This window comes from Curtobacterium sp. NPDC090223, from assembly GCF_044746585.1.
GTDB lineage: Bacteria > Actinomycetota > Actinomycetes > Actinomycetales > Microbacteriaceae > Curtobacterium.
The window spans coordinates 623,020-642,981 of the sequence record NZ_JBIVCN010000001.1; the positions used below are offsets into that span (position 1 = coordinate 623,020).

At 69.7% G+C, this 19,962-nt stretch carries 15 protein-coding genes; 6 read left to right on the forward strand and 9 right to left on the reverse strand.

Annotated features, from left to right (window positions below; all coding sequences use genetic code 11):
* Positions 1–100: 100 nt before the first annotated feature.
* The 6 genes from tkt (at position 101) to pgl (ending at position 8,487) form a co-directional block, all read left to right on the forward strand.
* Entirely contained in the window at positions 101–2,197 is a 2,097-nt protein-coding gene (tkt, locus tag ACIPJY_RS02975; RefSeq protein ID WP_400459634.1) for a transketolase, read from the forward strand.
* 138 nt (positions 2,198–2,335) lie between these two features.
* A complete protein-coding gene (gene tal, locus ACIPJY_RS02980; RefSeq protein WP_400459631.1) occupies positions 2,336–3,451 on the forward strand; it encodes a transaldolase in 1,116 nt (371 codons plus the stop codon).
* Positions 3,451–5,070, forward strand: a complete 1,620-nt coding sequence (locus ACIPJY_RS02985) for a glucose-6-phosphate isomerase (protein WP_400459628.1) — start codon at positions 3,451–3,453, stop codon at positions 5,068–5,070. The genes tal and ACIPJY_RS02985 overlap by 1 nt, the downstream gene beginning before the upstream one ends.
* 23 nt (positions 5,071–5,093) lie before the next feature.
* Positions 5,094–6,632 carry a glucose-6-phosphate dehydrogenase gene (gene zwf, locus ACIPJY_RS02990; RefSeq protein WP_400459626.1) on the forward strand — a complete coding sequence of 513 codons (1,539 nt, stop codon included), beginning with the start codon at positions 5,094–5,096 and terminating at the stop codon, positions 6,630–6,632.
* Entirely contained in the window at positions 6,629–7,573 is a 945-nt protein-coding gene (locus ACIPJY_RS02995; protein ID WP_400459623.1) for a glucose-6-phosphate dehydrogenase assembly protein OpcA, read from the forward strand. The genes zwf and ACIPJY_RS02995 overlap by 4 nt, the downstream gene beginning before the upstream one ends.
* 143 nt (positions 7,574–7,716) lie before the next feature.
* A complete protein-coding gene (gene pgl, locus ACIPJY_RS03000) occupies positions 7,717–8,487 on the forward strand; it encodes a 6-phosphogluconolactonase (RefSeq protein WP_400459620.1) in 771 nt (256 codons plus the stop codon).
* 269 nt (positions 8,488–8,756) lie between these two features.
* Here the strand turns inward: pgl and ACIPJY_RS03005 are convergent, their stop codons facing one another.
* From ACIPJY_RS03005 to uvrA, 9 genes are all read right to left on the reverse strand, one after another.
* The gene (locus tag ACIPJY_RS03005; RefSeq protein WP_123653516.1) at positions 8,757–9,116 is read right to left on the reverse strand and encodes an RNA polymerase-binding protein RbpA; all 360 of its coding nucleotides are present in this window, start codon (positions 9,114–9,116) and stop codon (positions 8,757–8,759) included.
* 3 nt (positions 9,117–9,119) lie between these two features.
* The gene (gene secG, locus ACIPJY_RS03010; RefSeq protein WP_056124375.1) at positions 9,120–9,371 is read right to left on the reverse strand and encodes a preprotein translocase subunit SecG; all 252 of its coding nucleotides are present in this window, start codon (positions 9,369–9,371) and stop codon (positions 9,120–9,122) included.
* Between the two features lie 108 nt (positions 9,372–9,479).
* The gene (gene tpiA, locus ACIPJY_RS03015) at positions 9,480–10,259 is read right to left on the reverse strand and encodes a triose-phosphate isomerase (RefSeq protein WP_400459616.1); all 780 of its coding nucleotides are present in this window, start codon (positions 10,257–10,259) and stop codon (positions 9,480–9,482) included.
* Complete coding sequence (locus ACIPJY_RS03020; RefSeq protein WP_400459613.1) at positions 10,256–11,473, reverse strand: phosphoglycerate kinase; 1,218 nt, start codon at positions 11,471–11,473, stop codon at positions 10,256–10,258. The genes tpiA and ACIPJY_RS03020 overlap by 4 nt, the downstream gene beginning before the upstream one ends.
* A gap of 2 nt (positions 11,474–11,475) precedes the next feature.
* Entirely contained in the window at positions 11,476–12,480 is a 1,005-nt protein-coding gene (gene gap, locus ACIPJY_RS03025) for a type I glyceraldehyde-3-phosphate dehydrogenase (protein WP_400459610.1), read from the reverse strand.
* 188 nt (positions 12,481–12,668) lie between these two features.
* Entirely contained in the window at positions 12,669–13,649 is a 981-nt protein-coding gene (gene whiA, locus ACIPJY_RS03030; RefSeq protein WP_123653520.1) for a DNA-binding protein WhiA, read from the reverse strand.
* A 79-nt stretch (positions 13,650–13,728) separates the two neighbouring features.
* Positions 13,729–14,616 carry an RNase adapter RapZ gene (rapZ, locus tag ACIPJY_RS03035; RefSeq protein WP_400459606.1) on the reverse strand — a complete coding sequence of 296 codons (888 nt, stop codon included), beginning with the start codon at positions 14,614–14,616 and terminating at the stop codon, positions 13,729–13,731.
* A gap of 150 nt (positions 14,617–14,766) precedes the next feature.
* Complete coding sequence (gene uvrC, locus ACIPJY_RS03040; protein ID WP_400459603.1) at positions 14,767–16,830, reverse strand: excinuclease ABC subunit UvrC; 2,064 nt, start codon at positions 16,828–16,830, stop codon at positions 14,767–14,769.
* Positions 16,831–19,917, reverse strand: coding sequence for an excinuclease ABC subunit UvrA (uvrA, locus tag ACIPJY_RS03045; RefSeq protein ID WP_400459601.1), 3,087 nt, complete (start codon positions 19,915–19,917; stop codon positions 16,831–16,833).
* Positions 19,918–19,962 lie beyond the last annotated feature (45 nt).

Genomic DNA, 19,962 nt, shown 5'->3' on the forward strand with positions numbered 1-19,962 from the left:
CGCCGTTGATCGGCGACTGGACAGGGCCCCGGGTGGCAACCATGTCCGTGCGATGGCACGAGCCCTCGCACATGTCGCATCAAGAAGGGTCAACATCCAAGTGGCTGAATTCACCTGGGACGCCATCGACAGGAAGGCCGTCGACACGGCCCGCGTACTCGCCGCCGATTCGGTCGAGGCCGCCGGCAACGGTCACCCCGGCACCGCGATGAGCCTCGCCCCGCTCGCACACCTCCTCTTCCAGAAGGTGATGCACCGCGACCCGAGCGACTCCACGTGGATCGGCCGTGACCGCTTCATCCTCTCCGCCGGTCACGCATCGATCCTCCAGTACGTGCAGTTCTACCTGCACGGCTACGGCCTCGAGATCGAGGACCTCCAGCACCTCCGCAAGTGGGGCTCGAAGACGCCGGGTCACCCGGAGTACGGCCACACCGACGGTGTCGAGATCACCACCGGCCCGCTCGGCCAGGGCCTCGCGTCCTCGGTCGGCTTCGCCTACGCCCAGCGCTTCGAGCGCGGCCTGTTCGACCCGGAGACCCCGGCCGGCCAGTCGGCGTTCGACCACTACACCTACGTGATCGCCGGCGACGGTGACATGCAGGAGGGCGTCACGAACGAAGCCGGCTCGCTCGCGGGTCGTCAGCAGCTCGGCAACCTCATCGCGTTCTACGACTCGAACCAGATCTCGATCGAGGACAACACCGACATCGCCTTCTCGGAGAGCGTCCCCGAGCGCTACGAGGCCCTCGGCTGGCACGTCCAGATCGTCGACTGGAAGAAGACCGGCGAGTACTCCGAGGACGTCGAGGAGCTCTACGCCGCGATCGAGACCGCCAAGCAGGTCACCGACAAGCCGTCGCTCATCGTCCTCAAGACGATCATCGGCTGGCCGTCGCCGACCAAGCAGAACTCGGGCAAGATCCACGGTTCGGCGCTCGGCGCCGAGGAGATCAAGGGCCTGAAGGAGGTCCTCGGCTTCGACACCGAGAAGACCTTCGAGGTCGCCCCCGAGGTGCTCGAGTACACCCGCGGTGCCGTGGCCAAGGGCCAGGCGCAGCACGCCGAGTGGCAGAAGACCTTCGACGCGTGGGCCGCGGCCAACGCCGACAAGAAGGCGCTGTTCGACCGCATGCAGGCCAAGGAGCTCCCCGAGGGCCTCGAGGCAGCACTCCCGGTCTTCAGCACCGAGAAGGACGTCTCCACCCGTGCCGCTTCCGGCAAGGTCATCAACGCCATCGCGCCGCTGATGCCCGAGTTCTGGGGCGGTTCGGCGGACCTCGCCGAGTCGAACCTCACCACGATCGAGGGCGCCAAGTCCTTCGGTCCGGCCGAGGCCTCGACGTCGACCTGGAGCACCGACCCGTTCGGCCGCGTGCTGCACTTCGGCATCCGCGAGCACGCCATGGGCTCGATCCTCAACGGCATCGTGCTGCACGGGAACACCCGCCCCTTCGGTGGCACGTTCCTCATCTTCAGCGACTACATGCGTCCGGCGGTCCGTCTCGCCGCGCTCATGAAGGCGCCGGCCACCTACGTCTGGACCCACGACTCCATCGCCCTCGGCGAGGACGGCCCGACGCACCAGCCGATCGAGCAGCTCACCGCCCTCCGCGCGATCCCGGGTCTCGACGTCGTCCGTCCGGCCGACGCCAACGAGGTCGCGTACGCGTGGCTCACGATCCTGTCGCACACCGACCGCCCGGCCGGTCTGGCGCTCAGCCGCCAGAACCTCCCGGTGTTCGAGCGTGGCGAGGGCGACGCCTCCGGCGAGACCTTCGCGTCCGCGAAGAACGTCGCCAAGGGCGCGTACGTGCTCGCCGAGGCGCCGAACGGCACCCCGGACGTCATCCTCATCGGCTCCGGCTCCGAGGTCCAGATCGCGCTCGACGCCCGTGAGCAGCTCAAGGGCGAGGGCATCAACGCCCGCGTCGTCTCGGCGCCGTCGCTCGAGTGGTTCTTCGAGCAGGACGAGGCCTACCGCGAGTCGGTGCTCCCGTCCTCCGTCAAGGCCCGCGTCTCGGTCGAGGCGGGCATCGGCATGAGCTGGCGCGACATCGTCGGCGACGCCGGCCGCAGCGTCTCCATCGAGCACTTCGGTGCCTCGGCGGACTACCAGACGCTCTACAAGGAGTTCGGCTTCACCACCGAGCACGTCCTCGCCGCGGCGAAGGAAACCATCGCAGCAGCATCCTGAGTCGTGAGGGCCGGGTCCGTCACACGGATCCGGCCCTCCTGACAGGAGGCCCGGTGCGGCTCCGCACCGTGCCTCCCGTCCTCAGGTGGCTGCCCCACAGACCCCGACTCACCAAGTCGACGAAAGAAGAGAAACACCATGGCTGACACCACCCCCACCGCCGCGCTCTCCGCGGTCGGCGTGAGCATCTGGCTCGACGACCTCTCCCGCGAGCTCCTCGAGACCGGCCGTCTCGAGAACCTCATCAAGGACCGCAACGTCGTCGGCGTGACGACGAACCCGACGATCTTCGCGTCGGCCCTCGCCAAGGGCGAGCGCTACGACGCGCAGGTCAAGGAGCTCGCCGCCGCCGGCACCGACGTGACCGAGGCGATCTTCGAGATCACCACGCAGGACGTCGCGAACGCGTCCGACGTCTTCAAGACGATCTACGACGACACCAAGGGCTTCGACGGCCGCGTGTCGATCGAGGTCGAGCCGGGCCTCGCCCACGAGACCGCGAAGACCATCGAGCAGGCCAAGTTCCTGTTCGACAAGGTCGGCCGCGAGAACGTCCTCATCAAGATCCCGGCGACCCTCGAGGGCCTCGAGGCCATCACCGAGGTCATCGGTGCCGGCATCTCGGTCAACGTCACCCTGATCTTCTCGCTCGAGCGCTACCGCGCCGTCATCGACGCCTACCTCGGCGGGCTCGAGAAGGCCAAGGCCGCCGGCCACGACCTCTCGAAGATCCACTCGGTCGCGTCCTTCTTCGTGTCGCGCGTCGACTCCGAGATCGACAAGCGCCTCGACGCCGTCGGGACCGACGAGGCCGCAGCGCTCAAGTCGAAGGCTGGCATCGCCAACGCGCAGCTCGCCTACCAGGTCTGGACCGAGGCGTTCGCCTCCGAGCGTGCCCTCGGCCTGCTCGAGGCCGGTGCGAACACGCAGCGTCCGCTCTGGGCCTCGACCGGTGTCAAGGACCCGTCGCTCCCCGACACTCTCTACGTGACCGAGCTCGCCGCGCCGAGCACCGTCAACACCATGCCGGGCAAGACCCTCGAGGCCACGTTCGACCACGGCGAGATCCACGGTGACGCGATCGCCGGTTCGTTCGACGCCGCGAACGAGGTCATGGACAAGCTCGCCGCGGTCGGCATCGACTACGACGACGTCGTCGCCCTGCTCGAGAAGGAGGGCGTGGACAAGTTCAACGTCTCCTGGGGTGAGCTCGTCGACACCGTCAAGACGGCCCTCGAGAACGCCAGCAAGTAGTGACCGTCTCCATCGCCGCCAGCGGTGACGCGGCGCGGGCCATCGAACAGGTGGTCCCGCGCCTCGTCGCCGACCTGGTGGCGTCGGGCATCACCGCGCAGGACCCCGACCTCTGGGGCCCGTCTGCGGAGACCGAGGCCGCATCGCGTCTCGGATGGGTCGAGGCGGTCGCGGTCTCGCGGCCCCTCGTCCCCCGCATCACCGAGCTGCGTGACCAGCTCCGTGCCGAGGGGATCGACCACGTCGTCCTCGCCGGCATGGGCGGCTCGTCACTCGCACCCGAGATGATCACGCGCACTGCGGGCGTGCCGCTCACCGTGCTCGACTCGACGGACCCCGCACAGGTCACGGCGGCCCTCACCGACCGCCTGGACCGTACCGTGCTCGTGGTGTCGTCGAAGTCCGGCTCGACGCTCGAGACCGACTCCCAGCGCCGCGTGTACGAGCAGGCCTTCCGCGACGCCGGGATCGACCCCGCCGCACGCATCGTCGTCGTCACCGACCCGGGTTCCCCACTCGAGGCATCCGCGACCGAGGCCGGCTACCGCGTCTTCACCGCCGACCCGACGGTCGGCGGCCGGTACTCCGCGCTGACGGCGTTCGGGCTGGTGCCCTCGGGGCTCGCCGGGGCCGACATCGCCGAACTGCTCGACGAGGCGGACGCCATCTCGGCGCTGCTCTCCGTGGACATCGACGAGAACCCCGGGCTCGTGCTCGGCGCGGTCCTCGCCGGGACGACGCCGCTGCGCTCCATCATCGGCATCGTCGCGGACGGCACCCACATCATCGGGTTCGCCGACTGGGCGGAACAGCTGATCGCGGAGTCCACCGGCAAGTCCGGCCGCGGTCTGCTGCCCGTCGTCCTCGACGTCGACGCACCCGAGGTCACCGCGGGTCTGCCGGACGTGCAGATCGTCCGTCTGGTCGGCTCCCGCGACGACGAACGCCACGTCGCCGAGGGCGAGGTCGAGATCACCGGCACCCTCGGTGGGCAGATCCTGGTCTGGGAGTACGCGGTGGCGGTCGCCGGGCGGCTGCTCGGCATCGACCCGTTCGACCAGCCCGACGTCGAGGCAGCCAAGGTCGCCGCTCGAGCCCTGCTCGAGGGCGACGGCGCCACCGCCCCATCGGCCGCACCATCGTTCCAGGACCAGGGCATCGCGGTGACGGCGACCGGTCTCGACACCGGCAGCAGCATCGCCCAGGCCGTGTCGAGCCTCCTGTCCGCCGTCGGCGACGACGGCTACGTCGCGATCCAGGCCTACGTCGACCGCGGTGTCAACCGCGAACTCGAGGTCCTGCGTGACGTCATCGCGGAGCACGTGCACCGGCCGGTCACCTTCGGCTACGGCCCGCGGTTCCTGCACTCCACCGGCCAGTACCACAAGGGCGGACCCGCGACGGGGGTGTTCCTGCAGATCCTCGCGGACGACGCGGGCGACCTGCCGATCCCCGGTCGGCCCTTCACGTTCGGCCAGCTCATCCGGGCCCAGGCCGCGGGGGACGCCAGCGTCCTCGCGCAGCACGGCCGCCCGGTGCTGACGCTGTCGTCGCGGGACCTCCCCGCGTTGGCAGACGTCGTCACAGCCGCGGTCTCGGACCCGGCAACCACTTCCTGACACCAAAAGGAGTTCACCGACACATGTCACCGGTGGCGATCACCCCGGAGCACAACCCGCTCCGGCTGCCCACGGACCGTCGACTGAACCGGATCGCGGGTCCCAGCACCCTCATCATCTTCGGCGTGACGGGCGACCTGTCCCGCAAGAAGCTGATGCCCGCGGTCTACGACCTCGCGAACCGGGGGCTCCTGCCGCCCGGGTTCGCGCTGGTCGGGTTCGCTCGACGCGACTGGGAGGACCAAGACTTCTCCCAGCTCGTCCACGACGCGGTCAAGGAGCACTCGCGTACTCCCTTCGACGAGGACGTCTGGCGACAGCTCGAACAGGGCATCCGCTTCGTCCAGGGGTCCTTCGACGACCCTGACGCCTTCGTCCAGCTCAAGGAGACCGTCGACGCGCTCGACGCCGAGCGGGGAACGCTCGGGAACCATGCGTTCTACCTCTCCATCCCGCCGAAGATGTTCCCGGTCGTCACCGAGCAGCTGAAGCTGTCCGGCCTGACCGAGAAGCAGGACGGCTCGTGGAGCCGTGTGGTCGTCGAGAAGCCGTTCGGCTCCGACCTCCGCACCGCGCGCGAGCTCAACGCCATCGTCGAGAGCGTCTTCGCGCCCGACGACGTGTTCCGCATCGACCACTACCTCGGCAAGGAGACGGTCCAGAACCTCCTGACGCTGCGGTTCGCGAACCAGATGTACGAACCCATCTGGAACTCGAACTACGTGGACCACGTGCAGATCACGATGGCCGAGGACATCGGCGTCGCCGGACGTGCCGCGTACTACGACGGCATCGGTGCGGCGCGCGACGTCATCCAGAACCACCTCCTGCAGCTCCTCGCGCTCACCGCGATGGAAGAGCCCGTCTCGTTCAAGGCCGGTCACCTCCGCGCCGAGAAGGAGAAGGTGCTCTCCGCGGTCGAGCTGCCGTCCGACCTGTCGACCGCCACCGCCCGCGGGCAGTACGCCGGCGGCTGGCAGGGCGGCGAGAAGGTGCTCGGCTTCCTCGAGGAAGCCGGGATGAACCCGGAGTCCGGCACCGAGACGTTCGCGGCGATCAAGCTCAACATCGCGACCCGTCGCTGGCAGGGCGTCCCGTTCTACCTCCGTGCCGGCAAGCGCCTCGGCCGTCGCGTCACCGAGATCGCGATCGTGTTCAAGCGCGTGCCCGAGGACGTCTTCGGCATCCCGCAGTCCCCCCTCGGCCAGAACGCACTCGTCATCCGCGTCCAGCCGGACGAGGGCGTCACGCTGCGCTTCGGCTCGAAGGTCCCCGGCGTCGGCACGCAGGTGCGCGACGTCACGATGGACTTCGGCTACGGCCACGCGTTCACCGAGGCATCACCCGAGGCGTACGAGCGACTCATCCTCGACGTGCTCCTCGGCGACCCGCCGCTGTTCCCGCGGCACCAGGAGGTCGAGCTCTCCTGGAAGATCCTCGACCCCATCGAGGAGTTCTGGGCCACGCAGGGCCAGCCCGAGCAGTACCGTCCCGGCACGTGGGGTCCGGCATCCGCCGACGACCTGCTCGCCCGTGACGGACGGACCTGGAGGCGTCCATGAAGATCGACCTGCCGAACACCACGGTCTCGAAGATCCAGAAGACCCTCGTCCACATCCGCGAGGAAGGGGGCGCGGTCGCACTCGGCCGGGTCCTCACGCTGATCATCTCGACGGCCCTCGGCCACGAGGAAGAGGCGATCGCGGCCGCGAACGAGGCATCCCGCGAGCACCCGATGCGCGTCATCATCGTGTCGAAGAACGACGGCGACATCGCGTCGCCGGGTCGCCTCGACGCGCAGATCCGCGTGGGGAGCGACGCCGGCGCGAGCGAGGTCATCGTCCTCCGCGCGTACGGCGAGACCGCCACCGACGAGGAGAGCCTGGTCACGGGTCTGCTCCTGCCGGACGCCCCGGTCGTCGCCTGGTGGCCCGGCATCGCACCGTCGAAGCCCGCGGAGTCCTCGCTCGGGCGCATCGCGCAGCGTCGCATCACGGACGCAGCCGCGCAGAAAGACCCGAGCGTCGCGATCGCCGCACTCGCGGCGTCGTACGTCCCCGGCGACACCGACTTCGCGTGGACCCGGCTGACGCTCTGGCGCAACCAGCTCGCCGCGGCGCTCGACCAGCCGCCGTACGAGCCGATCACCGCGGTCGAGGTCTCCGGCGCGAGCGACAGCCCGTCGACGATCCTCCTCGCCGCGTGGCTCCAGCTGCAGCTCCAGGTGCCGGTGTCGGTCGTCACGTCGCCGCGCGCGACGGGGTCGAGTGGCATCCACGGAGTCTCGCTCGTCCGAGAGTCCGGCACGATCGAGCTCGAGCGCTCGCTGGTCGACGTCGCCACGCTGTCCATGCCCGGACAGCCGGTCCACGATCTGTCGCTGCCACGCCGGAACCTGCGCGACTGCCTGGCGGAGGAACTCCGTAGACTCGACCCAGACGTCCTCTTCGGGGACGTCGTCAAGCACGGGGTGGCCCAGCTCCGCGATTCCGTCGCGGGCTAGGCAGCTCCACAGCGGTCCGGTCGCCCGGTTCCCGTCCTCGCGATGGTGACCGGGTCGCCCGGCTCCCGTCGTCGAGACGGTGGCCGGGCGCACGGACCGACGGCGGTCACATCGGGTGGCCGCTCCACGAACACGGGAGTCACGTGACCAACGAACGGCGGGTGCTAGTGCACCCGGACAAGCAGGCCCTCGGCGCCTCCGTCGCCGCACGCTTCATCACGAAGATCATCGACGTGCTCGACGAGCAGGAGCGAGCGGACATCGCCATCAGCGGTGGTTCGGTCTCGTCCCTCGTGCTCGCTGCCATCGGTCAGTCCCAGGCGCGTGAGAGCGTCGACTGGTCGAAGGTGCACGTCTGGTGGGTCGACGAGCGCTGGGTTCCGGAAGGCGACGCCGACCGCAACATCACCGGTACGCAGACCGACTTCTTCGACCACGTGGCGATCCCCGCGGCGAACATCCACCCGATGGCACCGTCCGACGCCGGACTCACCATCGACGAGGCCGCTGCCCAGTACGAGCGCGAGCTCCAGGCCGCTGCGCCGGACTCGGCCGTCGCGCCGAAGTTCGACATCACGCTCCTCGGTGTGGGCCCCGACGGCCACACCGCATCGCTCTTCCCGGAGTTCCCGCAGCTCGCGGTGACCGACCGCGTCGTGCTGCCAGTCGACGACTCCCCCAAGCCGCCGCCGCAGCGCCTGACCCTGACCTACCCGGCGATCAACGCGTCGCAGCGGGTGTGGGTCATCCTGTCCGGCGCCGAGAAGGCATCGGTGCTCGGGCTCGCCCTGGCCGGCGCCGCCGTGGACGAGGTCCCCGTCGGTGGCGTGCAGGGCCGCAAGCGCACCGTGTTCTTCGTCGACCAGGACGCCGCGCGCGACGTCCCGGAGAACCTGATCGCGTCGACGTACTAGTCGCGCGTCTTCCGACGGGAGGCCCGGTGCCAGCTGGCACCGGGCCTCCCGTCGTCCGCGGGGTCGCGCGCGCCGGCCCGCGCGCCGTCCACCGACCCACCCGAGGTGCCGTGATTCCGGCATCTCGGGCCGCGAGATGCCGGAATTACGGCACCTCGACGCCGGCCCGGCGGCAAGTCGCGGCACTTCGAGCGTCCGCACGCGCCGCGCGCGCCGCGCGCACGACGAAGGCCCCCGCACCGGAGTGCGGGGGCCTTCGTGTGGATCGGCTACTTCGCGGTACCGCGACGCTGCCGGAGCTGCTGCAGCGCGTCTTCGAGGAGCTGTGCCGCTTCTTCCTCGGTGCGGCGCTCCTTCACGTACGCGAGGTGCGTCTTGTAGGGCTCGGTCTTCGTGACCTGCGGAGGGTTCTCCTTGTCACGGCCGGCCGGGAGCCCGGTGGACGGCGAGTCGACCGTCTCGGGGATCTCCTCGTCGGGGAGGTTCGCGGCGAAGTACCGCACGACCTCGTTGCCGAGGGCGTCCCAGTAGGAGATCGCCACCCGCTCGGCCTGGACCCCGCGGTCCTGCTCCCCCATCGGGCCCGCGCCCACGCGCGAGCCCCGGATTGCACTGCCTCCGCTTGCCATGGATCAGCTCCCCGCTGTGAACTTGTTGATGAGACCGAGCACGATGATGCTCACGATCCAGAGCAGACCGAGGATCACCGTGATCCGGTTCAGGTTGCGCTCGGCCACGCCGGACGCCCCGAGGTTGCTCGTCACACCACCGCCGAACATGTCGGAGAGGCCGCCACCGCGGCCCTTGTGCAGGAGGATGAGGAGCGTGAGCAGGAGACTCGTGATAGCGAGGAGCACCTGCAGCACGACGGAGAGTATCGCCACGACGTACCTTTCGTGTCAGTCAGCCGTACGAGTATACCGGCCGAGCAGTGCCCGGCCGGTACCCGTGCGGGAGTGGTGCAGAACGGGCTGCGTCAGCCCGGCGGACTGCTAGAGCCCGACGTGCTGCCGGAAGCGCGCGATGGCCGCGAACTCCTGCACGTCGAGCGATGCGCCGCCGACGAGCGCGCCGTCGATGTCGGGCTCCCGGAGGAACCCGGCGATGTTGCCGGACTTCACCGAACCGCCGTACAGCACGCGCGTGGCAGCGGCGATGTCCTCACCCCAGGCCGCGGCGATGCCGCGACGGAGTGCGGCGCACTCGTCCTGGGCCTGCTCGGCGGTCGCGGCCTGCCCGGAGCCGATGGCCCAGACGGGCTCGTACGCCACGACGATCTCGGAGGGCGTGACCGCGTCGAGCACGACCTGCAGCTGCTCGACCGGCACGACGCCGGCGCCGCGCTCTTCGCGCTGCTCGCCGGTCTCCCCGACGCACACGAGCGGGACGAGCCCGTGCTTGACGGCCGCGGCGGTCTTCGCCGCGACGACCTCGTCGGTCTCGCCGTGGATCGTCCGGCGCTCGGAGTGCCCGACGATCACGTACGCGGCGTCGAGGGCCGCGAGGAACGCCCCGGACACGTCACCCGTGTAGGCGCCCGAATCGTGCTGGGACAGGTCCTGCGCGCCGAAGCGGATCGGGAGCTTGTCGGCCGAGATGAGCGTCTGCACACTGCGGAGGTCGGTGAAGGGCGGGAACACCGCGACCTCGACGTCGTCGAAGTCATGGCGGGCGTCCTTCAGGGTCCACGCGAGCTTCTGCACGGTGGCGATGGCCTGGAGGTGATCCAAGTTCATCTTCCAGTTACCGGCGATCAGCGGCGTGCGGGTCATGCGGACCACCCCAGTGCTTCGAGGCCGGGGAGCGACTTGCCCTCGAGGAACTCGAGGCTCGCCCCACCGCCCGTGGAGATGTGGCCGAACTGGTCGTCGGTGAACCCGAGCGACCGGACCGCGGCGGCCGAGTCGCCACCGCCCACGACCCCGAGGCCGTCGACCTCGGTGAGCGCCTGGGCGACGGTCTTGGTGCCGGCGGCGAAGGCCGGGAACTCGAACACGCCCATCGGGCCGTTCCAGAACACCGTCTTCGAGGAGGCGACCGCCGACGCGAAGCGCGCAGCCGTCTCCGGGCCGATGTCGAGGCCGATGCCATCGGCACCGAACGACGACGACTCGATGGCGTCGGCAGCGACCGTCTCGTGGTCGGCGTCCGCCGAGAAGCCGGACGCCACGACGACGTCGGTCGGCAGGTCGATGGTGACGCCGAGTTCCTTCGCGCGCGAGAGGTACTCGCGGACGACGTCCAGCTGGTCTTGCTCGAGCAGGGACTTGGCGACGCCGTGCCCCTGCGCGGCCAGGAAGGTGAACAGCATCCCGCCGCCGATGCAGAGCGTGTCGACCTGCGGGAGCAGGTGGTCGATGACGCCGAGCTTGTCGCTGACCTTCGAGCCGCCGAGCACGACCGTGTACGGCCGCTCCGGGTTCTTGGTCAGCCGCTCCAGGACGCGGAGCTCGGTCTCGATGAGCTCACCGGCTGCCGAGGGCAGCGCCGCGGCGAGCTCGTACACGGAGGCCTGCTTGCGGTGCACGACACCGAACCCGTCCGACACGAAGGCGTCGGCGAGTGCGGCGATGCGGTCCGCGAAGCCACCGCGCACGGCGGCGTCCTTCGAGGTCTCCTCCGGGTTGAACCGGAGGTTCTCGAGCAGCAGGACGTCGCCGTCCCCGAGGGCCTCGGCCGCGGCGGTCGCGTCGTCACCGACGGTCTCGCCGACGAACGTGACCTCTTTCCCGAGCAGCTCGGAGAGCCGCTGGGCCACCGGCGCGAGCGAGAACTCGGGCTTGGGCTCGCCGTCGGGACGGCCGAGGTGGGAGACCACGATGACGCGTGCTCCGGCGTTGATGAGCGTGTTCAGCGTGCCGAGCGACGCCCGCACGCGGCCGTCGTCCGTGATGACGCCGTCCTTGAGCGGGACGTTGAGGTCACAGCGGACGACGACACGCCTGCCGGAGAGGTCGCCGAGGCTCTCGAGGGTGCGGAGACTCATGCTCAGAGTCGCTCGCCCACGTACTCGGTGAGGTCGACGAGGCGGTTCGAGTAGCCCCACTCGTTGTCGTACCACGAGGTGATCTTGACGAGCCCGCCGATGACCTTGGTCAGGCCGGAGTCGTAGATCGAGGAGTGCGGGTCCGTGGTGATGTCGGTCGACACCAGCGGGTCCTCGCTGTAGAGCAGGATGCCCTTGAGGGGGCCTTCAGCGGCCTCCTTGTAGGCGGCGTTGATCTCGTCGACCGTGACCTCGGACTTGGTCTCGAGCGTGAGGTCGGTGATCGACCCGGTCGGGACCGGCACGCGGAGCGCGAAGCCGTCGAGCTTGCCGGCGAGCTCCGGCAGGACGAGGCCGATGGCCTTCGCCGCACCGGTGGAGGTCGGCACGATGTTGAGGGCCGCGGCACGGGCACGACGCGGGTCCTTGTGCGGGCCGTCCTGCAGGTTCTGGTCCGCGGTGTAGGCGTGGACCGTCGTCATGAGACCACGCTCGATGCCGAACTTGTCGTGGAACACCTTGGCGAGCGGCGCGAGGCTGTTCGTGGTGCAGGACGCGTTCGAGATGATGTTGTGGTTCGCCGGGTCGTACTGGTCCTCGTTCACGCCGAGGACGATGGTGACGTCGTCACCGGTCGCCGGGGCGGAGATGATGACCTTCTTGGCGCCCGCGTCGATGTGCTTCTGCGCATCGGCGGCCTTGGTGAAGAAGCCGGTCGACTCGATGACGATGTCGACGCCGAGCTCGCCCCACGGGAGGTTCGCGGGGTCGCGCTCCGCGAGGACCTTGATCGGCTTGCCGTCGACGACGATGTTGTCGCCGTCCAGCTCGACCGTCGCGGGGAGCTTGCCGGTGATCGAGTCGAACTTGAGCAGGTTCGCGAGCGACGTGTTGTCGGTGAGGTCGTTCACCGCCACGATCTCGAGGTCGCTGCCCTTGGCCAGGGCGGCCCGGAAGAAGTTACGGCCGATGCGGCCGAAGCCGTTGATACCGATCTTGACGGTCAATGGATCTCCTGTTGGGTGTGGAGCGCCCAGGGGGCGCTGCTTTCGGAGTCGCGAGCCCTCTGCGGGCCCGCGTGTGGTGGACGATACGCCCCGTAACGTCGCCGTAACGACCCTAGCAGTCAGCGGATCAGCCCCCGCCCGTGTGACGTCCAGGAAACGTTGACCCGTGACACGCTCCGCAGAGCGGCTCAGGCGCCCTCGAGCTCCTCGGGCACGCTCGCCTCGGTGCCGGGCACGTTCAGCTCGACGGCACGCTTGTCGGCCATCGCGAGCAGGCGGCGGATGCGGCCGGCGATGGCGTCCTTCGTCATGGGCGGGTCCGCGTGCTGGCCGAGCTCGTCGAGCGAGGCGTCACGGTGGGCCAGGCGCAGGGAGCCCGCGTACTGCAGGTGGTCGGGGACCTCGTCGCCGAGGATCTCGAGCGCGCGCTCGACCCGGGCGCACGCGGCGACGGCGGCCTGGGCGGAGCGGCGGAGGTTCGCGTCGTCGAAGTTGACGAGGCGGTTCGCGGTCGCGCGGACCTCGCGGCGCTGCCGCATCTCCTCCCACTCGGCGGTGGTGCGGGCGGCACCCATGACGGTGAGCATCTGACCGATGGCCTCGCCGTCCCGGATGACGACACGGTGCACCCCGCGGACCTCGCGGCCCTTGGCGGCGACCCCGAGGCGCGACGCGGCGCCCACCAGGGCCATCGCTGCCTCGTTGCCCGGGCAGGTGACCTCGAGCGCTGCGGCCCGGCCCGGGTCGGTCAGCGTGCCGGCAGCGAGGAAGGCACCCCGCCAGATCGCGGCGAGGTCCTCGCGGTTGCCGGTGGTCAGACGGTTCGGGAGCCCGCGGACCGGACGGCGACGGGCGTCCATCAGGCCGGTCTGGCGTGCGAGGGTCTCCCCCGCCTCGAGCACGCGGACCAGGTAGCGGGTGCCACGACGGGCGGATGCCGAGGACCCCACGGAGGCCTCGCTCCGGACGCCGTACAGCTCGGCGAGGTCCTTGCGGACCCGGTGCACGATGATCCGGGTGTCCAGCTCGACCTCGACGGCGATCCTGCCGGAGATGACGTGCAGGCCACCCGCGAACCGCAGGATGGTCGCGAGCTCGGCGGCACGGACCGTGTTGCGGCCCACGACGACCCTGGCCAGTTCGTCCTTGACCTCGGCAGTCAACGGCACAGCATCATTCCTAACGTTCATCTGGTGGTGGGGACCCGCGGCCCGGTGGCGCGCCCGTGTGGAGCGGCCGGTGGGACGGTCACTCCCGGCCGAGATCTCGGTTCTTCACACGCACGGCGACGTTGGGCATCCCACGGAGGAGACTCGCCAACTCGGCGACGATGGCGACCGAGCGGTGCTTCCCGCCGGTACAGCCGATGGCGATCGTAGCGTGTCTTTTGTTCTCGCGCTGGTACCCCTCGAGCACGGGCTCGAGCACGGAGGCGTACCGGTCGACGAACGGACGGGCTCCGGACTGCGCCAGGACGTAGTCCGAGACCGGCTTGTCGAGGCCGGTGTGGGCCCGGAGTTCCGGGACCCAGTAGGGGTTCGGGATGAAACGGACGTCGGCCACCATGTCGGCGTCCGCGGGCAGCCCGTACTTGAACCCGAAGCTCATCAGGGTGACCTGGACCCCGGTGAAACGGTCCTCGGCGAACTTCTCGGTGACGGTGTTCGCGAGTTGGTGGATGTTCAGGTCGGACGTGTCGATGATCACGTCCGAGGCCTCCCGCAGCCCGAGCAGCCGGGTCCGCTCGCGGGCGATGCCGTCCAGGAGCGTGTCCTCGCCCTGCAGCGGGTGCGGCCGGCGGACTTGCTCGAACCGGCGGACGAGCACCTGGTCGGTCGCCTCGAGGAACAGCACCCGGACCCGCGCGGACGTCGACGACCGGAGCTGCTCGACCGCCTGCTCCGGTTCGGTGAAGTACCGCTCGCCGCGTACGTCGACCACGGCGGCGAGCTTCGGGATCTTCTCCCCGGCCCGGTCCGCCAGGTCCGTCAGCGGGCCGAGCATCTGCGTCGGGAGGTTGTCGACCACGTACCAGCCGAGGTCTTCGAGCGCCTTGCCGACCGTCGACCGCCCGGCACCGGACATCCCGGTGACGATGAGGACGTCGTGCTGGGGCTTCGGTTCGGTGTCGGTCATCTGGAGATGTGCTCCGTCGTCGCTGCCCGGGCGCGTCGCCCGGGTCGTCGAGTGGCCCGCTCGCGCGGGCCGGTGGACTGGTGGCTCGGCGACCAGGCTATCGCCCGGCGGATGCGCGCGGACCGGACGGCCTGGAGGCCACTGGTGGCGTCACACCGGCAACTGCGGACCGTCGCTGGTCACCTCTGGGACCCGCACCGGGCCTCCTGTCCGGGGCTCGTCGACGGCGTCGGACGCGTCCGACGCATCGGACGCGACCGGTGCGCTGGTCGGCGACGGGCCGGTCGGCGTGCTCGTCGGGACCGTCTGCAGCTTCCGCACCACCGCGGCGGCGGTCGCCGGGCCGACGCCGGGGACCACGCCGATCTCCTCGGCCGTAGCAGAGCGGAGTCGCGCGACGGACCCGAAGTGCTTCAGGAGCGCGCTCACGCGGCTCGGGCCGAGGCCCGGGATCTCCGAGAGCTGCGTGCGGACGTCGCGCTTGCGGCGACCGCGCTGGTGCGTGATCGCGAAGCGGTGCGCCTCGTCGCGGATGCGCTGGATGAGGAAGAGCGCCTCGGAGTTGCGCGGCAGGATCACCGGGAAGTCGTCGTCGGGGAGCCAGAGCTCCTCGAGCCGCTTCGCGATGCCGACGAGGGCGATGTCGGTCACGCCGGCCTCGTCCATGGCGCGCTTGGCGGCCTGCACCTGGGGCTGCCCGCCGTCCACGATGAGCAGCTGCGGACGGTACGCGAAGCGCTTCGTCGGCTTCTCGACCGCGACCACGCCGTCGGCGTTCTGGTCGGGCTGTTCCGGGAGCTCGGCGTCCTCGTCGAGGCGCGCCAGCCGCCTGGTGAGCACCTGGTGCATGCTGTCGGTGTCGTCGCGGGTCTCGGCGATCGAGTAGCGGCGGTACTGGTCCTTGCGGGGCAGGCCGTCCTCGAACACCACCATCGAGGCCACCACGTTCGTGCCCTGCAGGTGCGAGATGTCGTAGCACTCCATGCGCAGCGGTGCCTCGGTCATGCCGAGGGCGTCCTGGATGTCGGCCAGCGCCGCTGCCCGGGTCGTGTAGTCGGCCGAGCGCTTGGTCTTGTAGAGCATCAGGGCCTGCTGCGCGTTCTGCGACGCGGTGCGCGCGAGCCCGGCACGATCCCCGCGCTGGGCGGTGCTGAGCTTCGTGCCGCGTCCACCGCGGCGGTCGCTGAGCCACTGCTGCAGTGCGTCGGCGTCCTCCGGGAGTTCCGGGACGACGACCTCGCGCGGGGGTTCCTCGACGGTGGCGCGGCCGGTGAGGGCACCGTCCGCGTAGACGCCCTGGACGATCTGCTCGACCAGGTCCCCGGTCGAGATGTCGAGCTCCTTGTCGACGACCCAGCCGCGCACACCCCGGATGCGACCACCACGCACGGAGAACAGCTGCACGGCCGCCGCCAGCTCGTCCTCGGCGATGCCGAACAGGTCGAGGTCGACGGAGTCGCGGAGCACCACGGCGGACTTCTCGAGCACCGCTTCGAGGGCCTCGACCTGGTCGCGGTACTTCGCGGCCTGCTCGTACTGCATCGCGTCCGCCGACGCACCCATCCGCTGCCGGAGCTCGGTGATGACCCGACGGTCGTAGCTGTTCATGAAGCGCACGAACTCCTCGACCAGCGCCCGGTGCTCGGCGATCGTGACACGCTGCGAGCACGGGCCGCCGCACTTGCCGATCTGCCCGGGGAAGCACGGCTTGCCGGTCTGCATCGCCCGCTTGTACGACGAGTCCGAGCACGTGCGGATCGGGAACACCTTGATCATCAGGTCGATGGTGTCGTGCACGGCCCAGATCTTCGGGTACGGCCCGAAGTACTTCGCACCCTTGATCTTCCGGTTGCGCGTCACCATCACCCGCGGTGCTTCGTCCCCGAGGGTGATCGCCATGTACGGGTACGACTTGTCGTCCCGGAACTTGACGTTGAACGGCGGGTCGAACTCCTTGATCCAGGTGTACTCGAGCTGCAGTGCCTCGATCTCGGAGCCGACCGTCGTCCACTCGACGCTCTTCGCCGTGAGGACCATGCGCCGCGTGCGCTCGTGCAGCGTCGGCAGCGGCGCGAAGTAGTTGCTCAGCCGCGCCCGGAGGTTCTTCGCCTTGCCGACGTAGAGCACCCGGCCGTTGCCGTCACGCCAGCGGTAGACACCCGGGTCGGTCGGGATCTCGCCCGCCTTGGGGCGCCACGGGACGGTGTCCGCCACCTACCGAGCACCCGCCTTGCGTCCGTCGCCCGCCTTGGCGCCGGCGCTGCCGCGCTTGAGGGCGCCGAGCTTGGTCTCGTCGACCTTGCGGGCGTCCACCGAACGCTCCTTGCCCACGCGGGCGTCCTGCGCGTCGAGGATCTCGCGCAGGAACACGCCGGTGTGGCTCTCCGGGACGTCGGCGACGTACTCCGGGGTGCCGGTCGCCAGCACGGTGCCACCACCGGAGCCGCCCTCCGGACCCATGTCGATCAGCCAGTCGGCCGACTTGATGACGTCGAGGTTGTGCTCGATGGTGATGACGGTGTTGCCCTTGTCGACCAGGCCCTGGAGCACGAGCAGCAGCTTGCGGACGTCCTCGAAGTGCAGACCCGTGGTCGGCTCGTCCAGGACGTACACGGTGCGGCCGTTCGAGCGGCGCTGGAGCTCCGTCGCGAGCTTGACGCGCTGGGCTTCACCGCCGGACAGGGTCGTGGCGCTCTGGCCGAGGCGCACGTACCCGAGGCCCACGTCCACGAGGGTCGCCATGTAGCGGTGGATCGCGGAGATCGGCTCGAAGAACTCGGCCGCTTCGCTGATCGGCATGTCGAGGACCTCGGAGATGTCCTTGCCCTTGTAGTGCACCTGCAGCGTCTCGCGGTTGTAGCGCGCCCCGCCGCAGACCTCGCACGCGACGTAGACGTCGGGCAGGAAGTTCATCTCGATCTTGATCGTGCCGTCGCCCGAGCAGTTCTCGCAGCGGCCGCCCTTGACGTTGAAGCTGAAGCGACCGGGCAGGTACCCGCGCGCCTTCGCTTCCGGGGTCTCCGCGAAGAGCTGCCGGATGCGGTCGAACACGCCCGTGTAGGTCGCCGGGTTCGAGCGCGGGGTGCGGCCGATCGGTGCCTGGTCGACGTGCACGACCTTGTCGAGCTGGTCGAGGCCCTTCACCCGGGTGTGCTTGCCGGCGATGTGCCGTGCCCCGTTGAGCTGGTTCGCGAGCACCTTGTAGAGGATGTCGTTGACCAGCGTGGACTTGCCGGAGCCGCTGACGCCGGTCACCGCCGTGAACACGCCGAGCGGGAAGTCGACGTCCACTTCCTTGAGGTTGTTCGCGCGGGCGCCCTGCACGCTGATCACGCGCTTCTTGTTGATCTTCCGGCGCTCGCTCGGCATCTCGATCGCGCGACGACCGGCGAGGTAGTCCCCCGTGATCGACTCGCGGTTCTCGATCATCTCGTCGTAGGACCCAGAGTGCACGACGTTGCCGCCGTTCACGCCGGCGCCCGGTCCGATGTCGACGACCCAGTCGGCCGTGCGGATGGTGTCCTCGTCGTGCTCCACCACGATCAGGGTGTTGCCGAGGTTCTTCAGCTTGACGAGGGTGTCGATCAGCCGGCGGTTGTCGCGCTGGTGCAGCCCGATGCTCGGCTCGTCGAGGACGTAGAGCACGCCGGTCAGACCGGAGCCGATCTGCGTCGCGAGGCGGATGCGCTGGGCCTCGCCGCCGGAGAGCGACCCGGCCCCACGGGACAGGGTCAGGTAGTTCAGGCCGACCTCGAGCAGGAACTCGAGGCGTGCCCGGATCTCGCGCAGGACCGCGGCCGCGATGTGTGCTTCGCGGTCCGTCAGCGTCAGGGTGTCCATGAACGCGTACGCGTCGTCGAGGCTCAGCTCGGTGACGTCGGCGATGCTGCGGTCGGCCACGGTGACCCCGAGGACCTCGGGCTTCAGGCGGGTGCCGTCGCACACCGGGCAGGGGACCTCACGCAGGTAGCCCTGGAAGCGCTGCCGCTGCGAGTCCGACTCGGCCTCGGCGAACTTGCGCTCGATGTAGGGCATGACGCCCTCGAAGCCGCTGGTGTAGCGCATCTCGCGGCCGAACCGGTTGCGCCAGGACACCGAGACCTCGAAGTCCTTGCCGGTCAGGATCGCTGCCTGCACCTTCGGGTCGAGCTGGTTCCACGGGGTGTCCAGCCGGAAGCCGAGTTCCTTGCCGAGACCCGCCAGGAGCTTCTCGAAGTAGGAGTACAGCCCGCTGGTCCCGGTCCAGGGCAGCAGCACGCCGTCGGCGAGGGACGCCTCGGGGTCACCGAGCACCAGGTCCGGGTCCACCGACATGCGGGTACCGAGGCCGGAGCACTCCGGGCACGCACCGAACGGCGCGTTGAAGGAGAACGTCCGTGGCTCGATCTCGGTGAGCGCGAGCGGGTGGTTGTTCGGGCAGGACAGGTTCTCGGAGTAGGTGCGGACCGCGCCGGGGCCCTCGTGGTCGACGAGGTCGATCGCGACCGTGCCGTTGGTCAGGCGCAGTGCGGTCTCGAGGGAGTCCGTCAGGCGCCCGAGGATGTCGTCACTGGCGACCAGGCGGTCGATGATCACCGAGATGTCGTGCTTGACCTGCTTCTTCAGCGTGGGCGGGCTGCTCAGCTGGATCCGTTCGCCGTCGACGATCGCCCGGGAGTACCCCGAGGCCGCGAGCTCCTGGAAGAGGTCGACGAACTCGCCCTTCTTCTTCGAGACGATCGGCGCGAGGACCTGGAAGCGGGTGCCGGTCTCCTGCGTCATCAGCTGGTCGGCGATCTGCTGCACGCTCTGCTTGCTGATCACCTCACCGCAGACGGGGCAGTGCGGGATGCCGATGCGCGCCCAGAGCAGACGCATGTAGTCGTAGACCTCGGTGATGGTGCCGACGGTCGAGCGCGGGTTGCGGTTCGTCGACTTCTGGTCGATCGACACGGCGGGCGAGAGCCCCTCGATGAAGTCGACGTCAGGCCGGTCGACCTGTCCGAGGAACTGCCGCGCGTACGCCGACAGCGACTCCACGTAGCGCCGCTGCCCCTCGGCGAAGATCGTGTCGAACGCCAGCGAGGACTTGCCCGACCCGGACAGGCCGGTGAACACGACGAGGGAGTCGCGCGGGATCTCGAGGTCGACGTCGCGGAGGTTGTGCACGCGCGCACCGCGGACGCTGAGCGTCGAGGTGCTGTGGGGTGCCGTCCCACCGGGGAGGTGCAGGTCTGCGGGTTCGGAGTCGAGGCGCTCGTCGTCGGAGCCGAAGGCGTTCCGGCCGGAGGTCGCGGTACCGCGGTCAGAGGTGATGGTCATCACCAACGAGTCTACGAACCGGGTCCGACATTCGCCCGCGCGAGG

Bases quoted from the DNA above. Each gene is read 5' to 3' on its own strand.
- zwf (WP_400459626.1), top strand. From the start codon at position 5,094: ATGTCACCGGTGGCGATCACCCCGGAGCACAACCCGCTCCGGCTGCCC.
- rapZ (WP_400459606.1), bottom strand. From the start codon at position 14,616: ATGACCGACACCGAACCGAAGCCCCAGCACGACGTCCTCATCGTCACC.
- tpiA (WP_400459616.1), bottom strand. From the start codon at position 10,259: ATGACCCGCACGCCGCTGATCGCCGGTAACTGGAAGATGAACTTGGAT.
- tal (WP_400459631.1), top strand. From the start codon at position 2,336: ATGGCTGACACCACCCCCACCGCCGCGCTCTCCGCGGTCGGCGTGAGC.
- ACIPJY_RS03005 (WP_123653516.1), bottom strand. From the start codon at position 9,116: ATGGCAAGCGGAGGCAGTGCAATCCGGGGCTCGCGCGTGGGCGCGGGC.
- ACIPJY_RS02995 (WP_400459623.1), top strand. From the start codon at position 6,629: ATGAAGATCGACCTGCCGAACACCACGGTCTCGAAGATCCAGAAGACC.
- ACIPJY_RS03020 (WP_400459613.1), bottom strand. From the start codon at position 11,473: ATGAGTCTCCGCACCCTCGAGAGCCTCGGCGACCTCTCCGGCAGGCGT.
- uvrA (WP_400459601.1), bottom strand. From the start codon at position 19,917: ATGACCATCACCTCTGACCGCGGTACCGCGACCTCCGGCCGGAACGCC.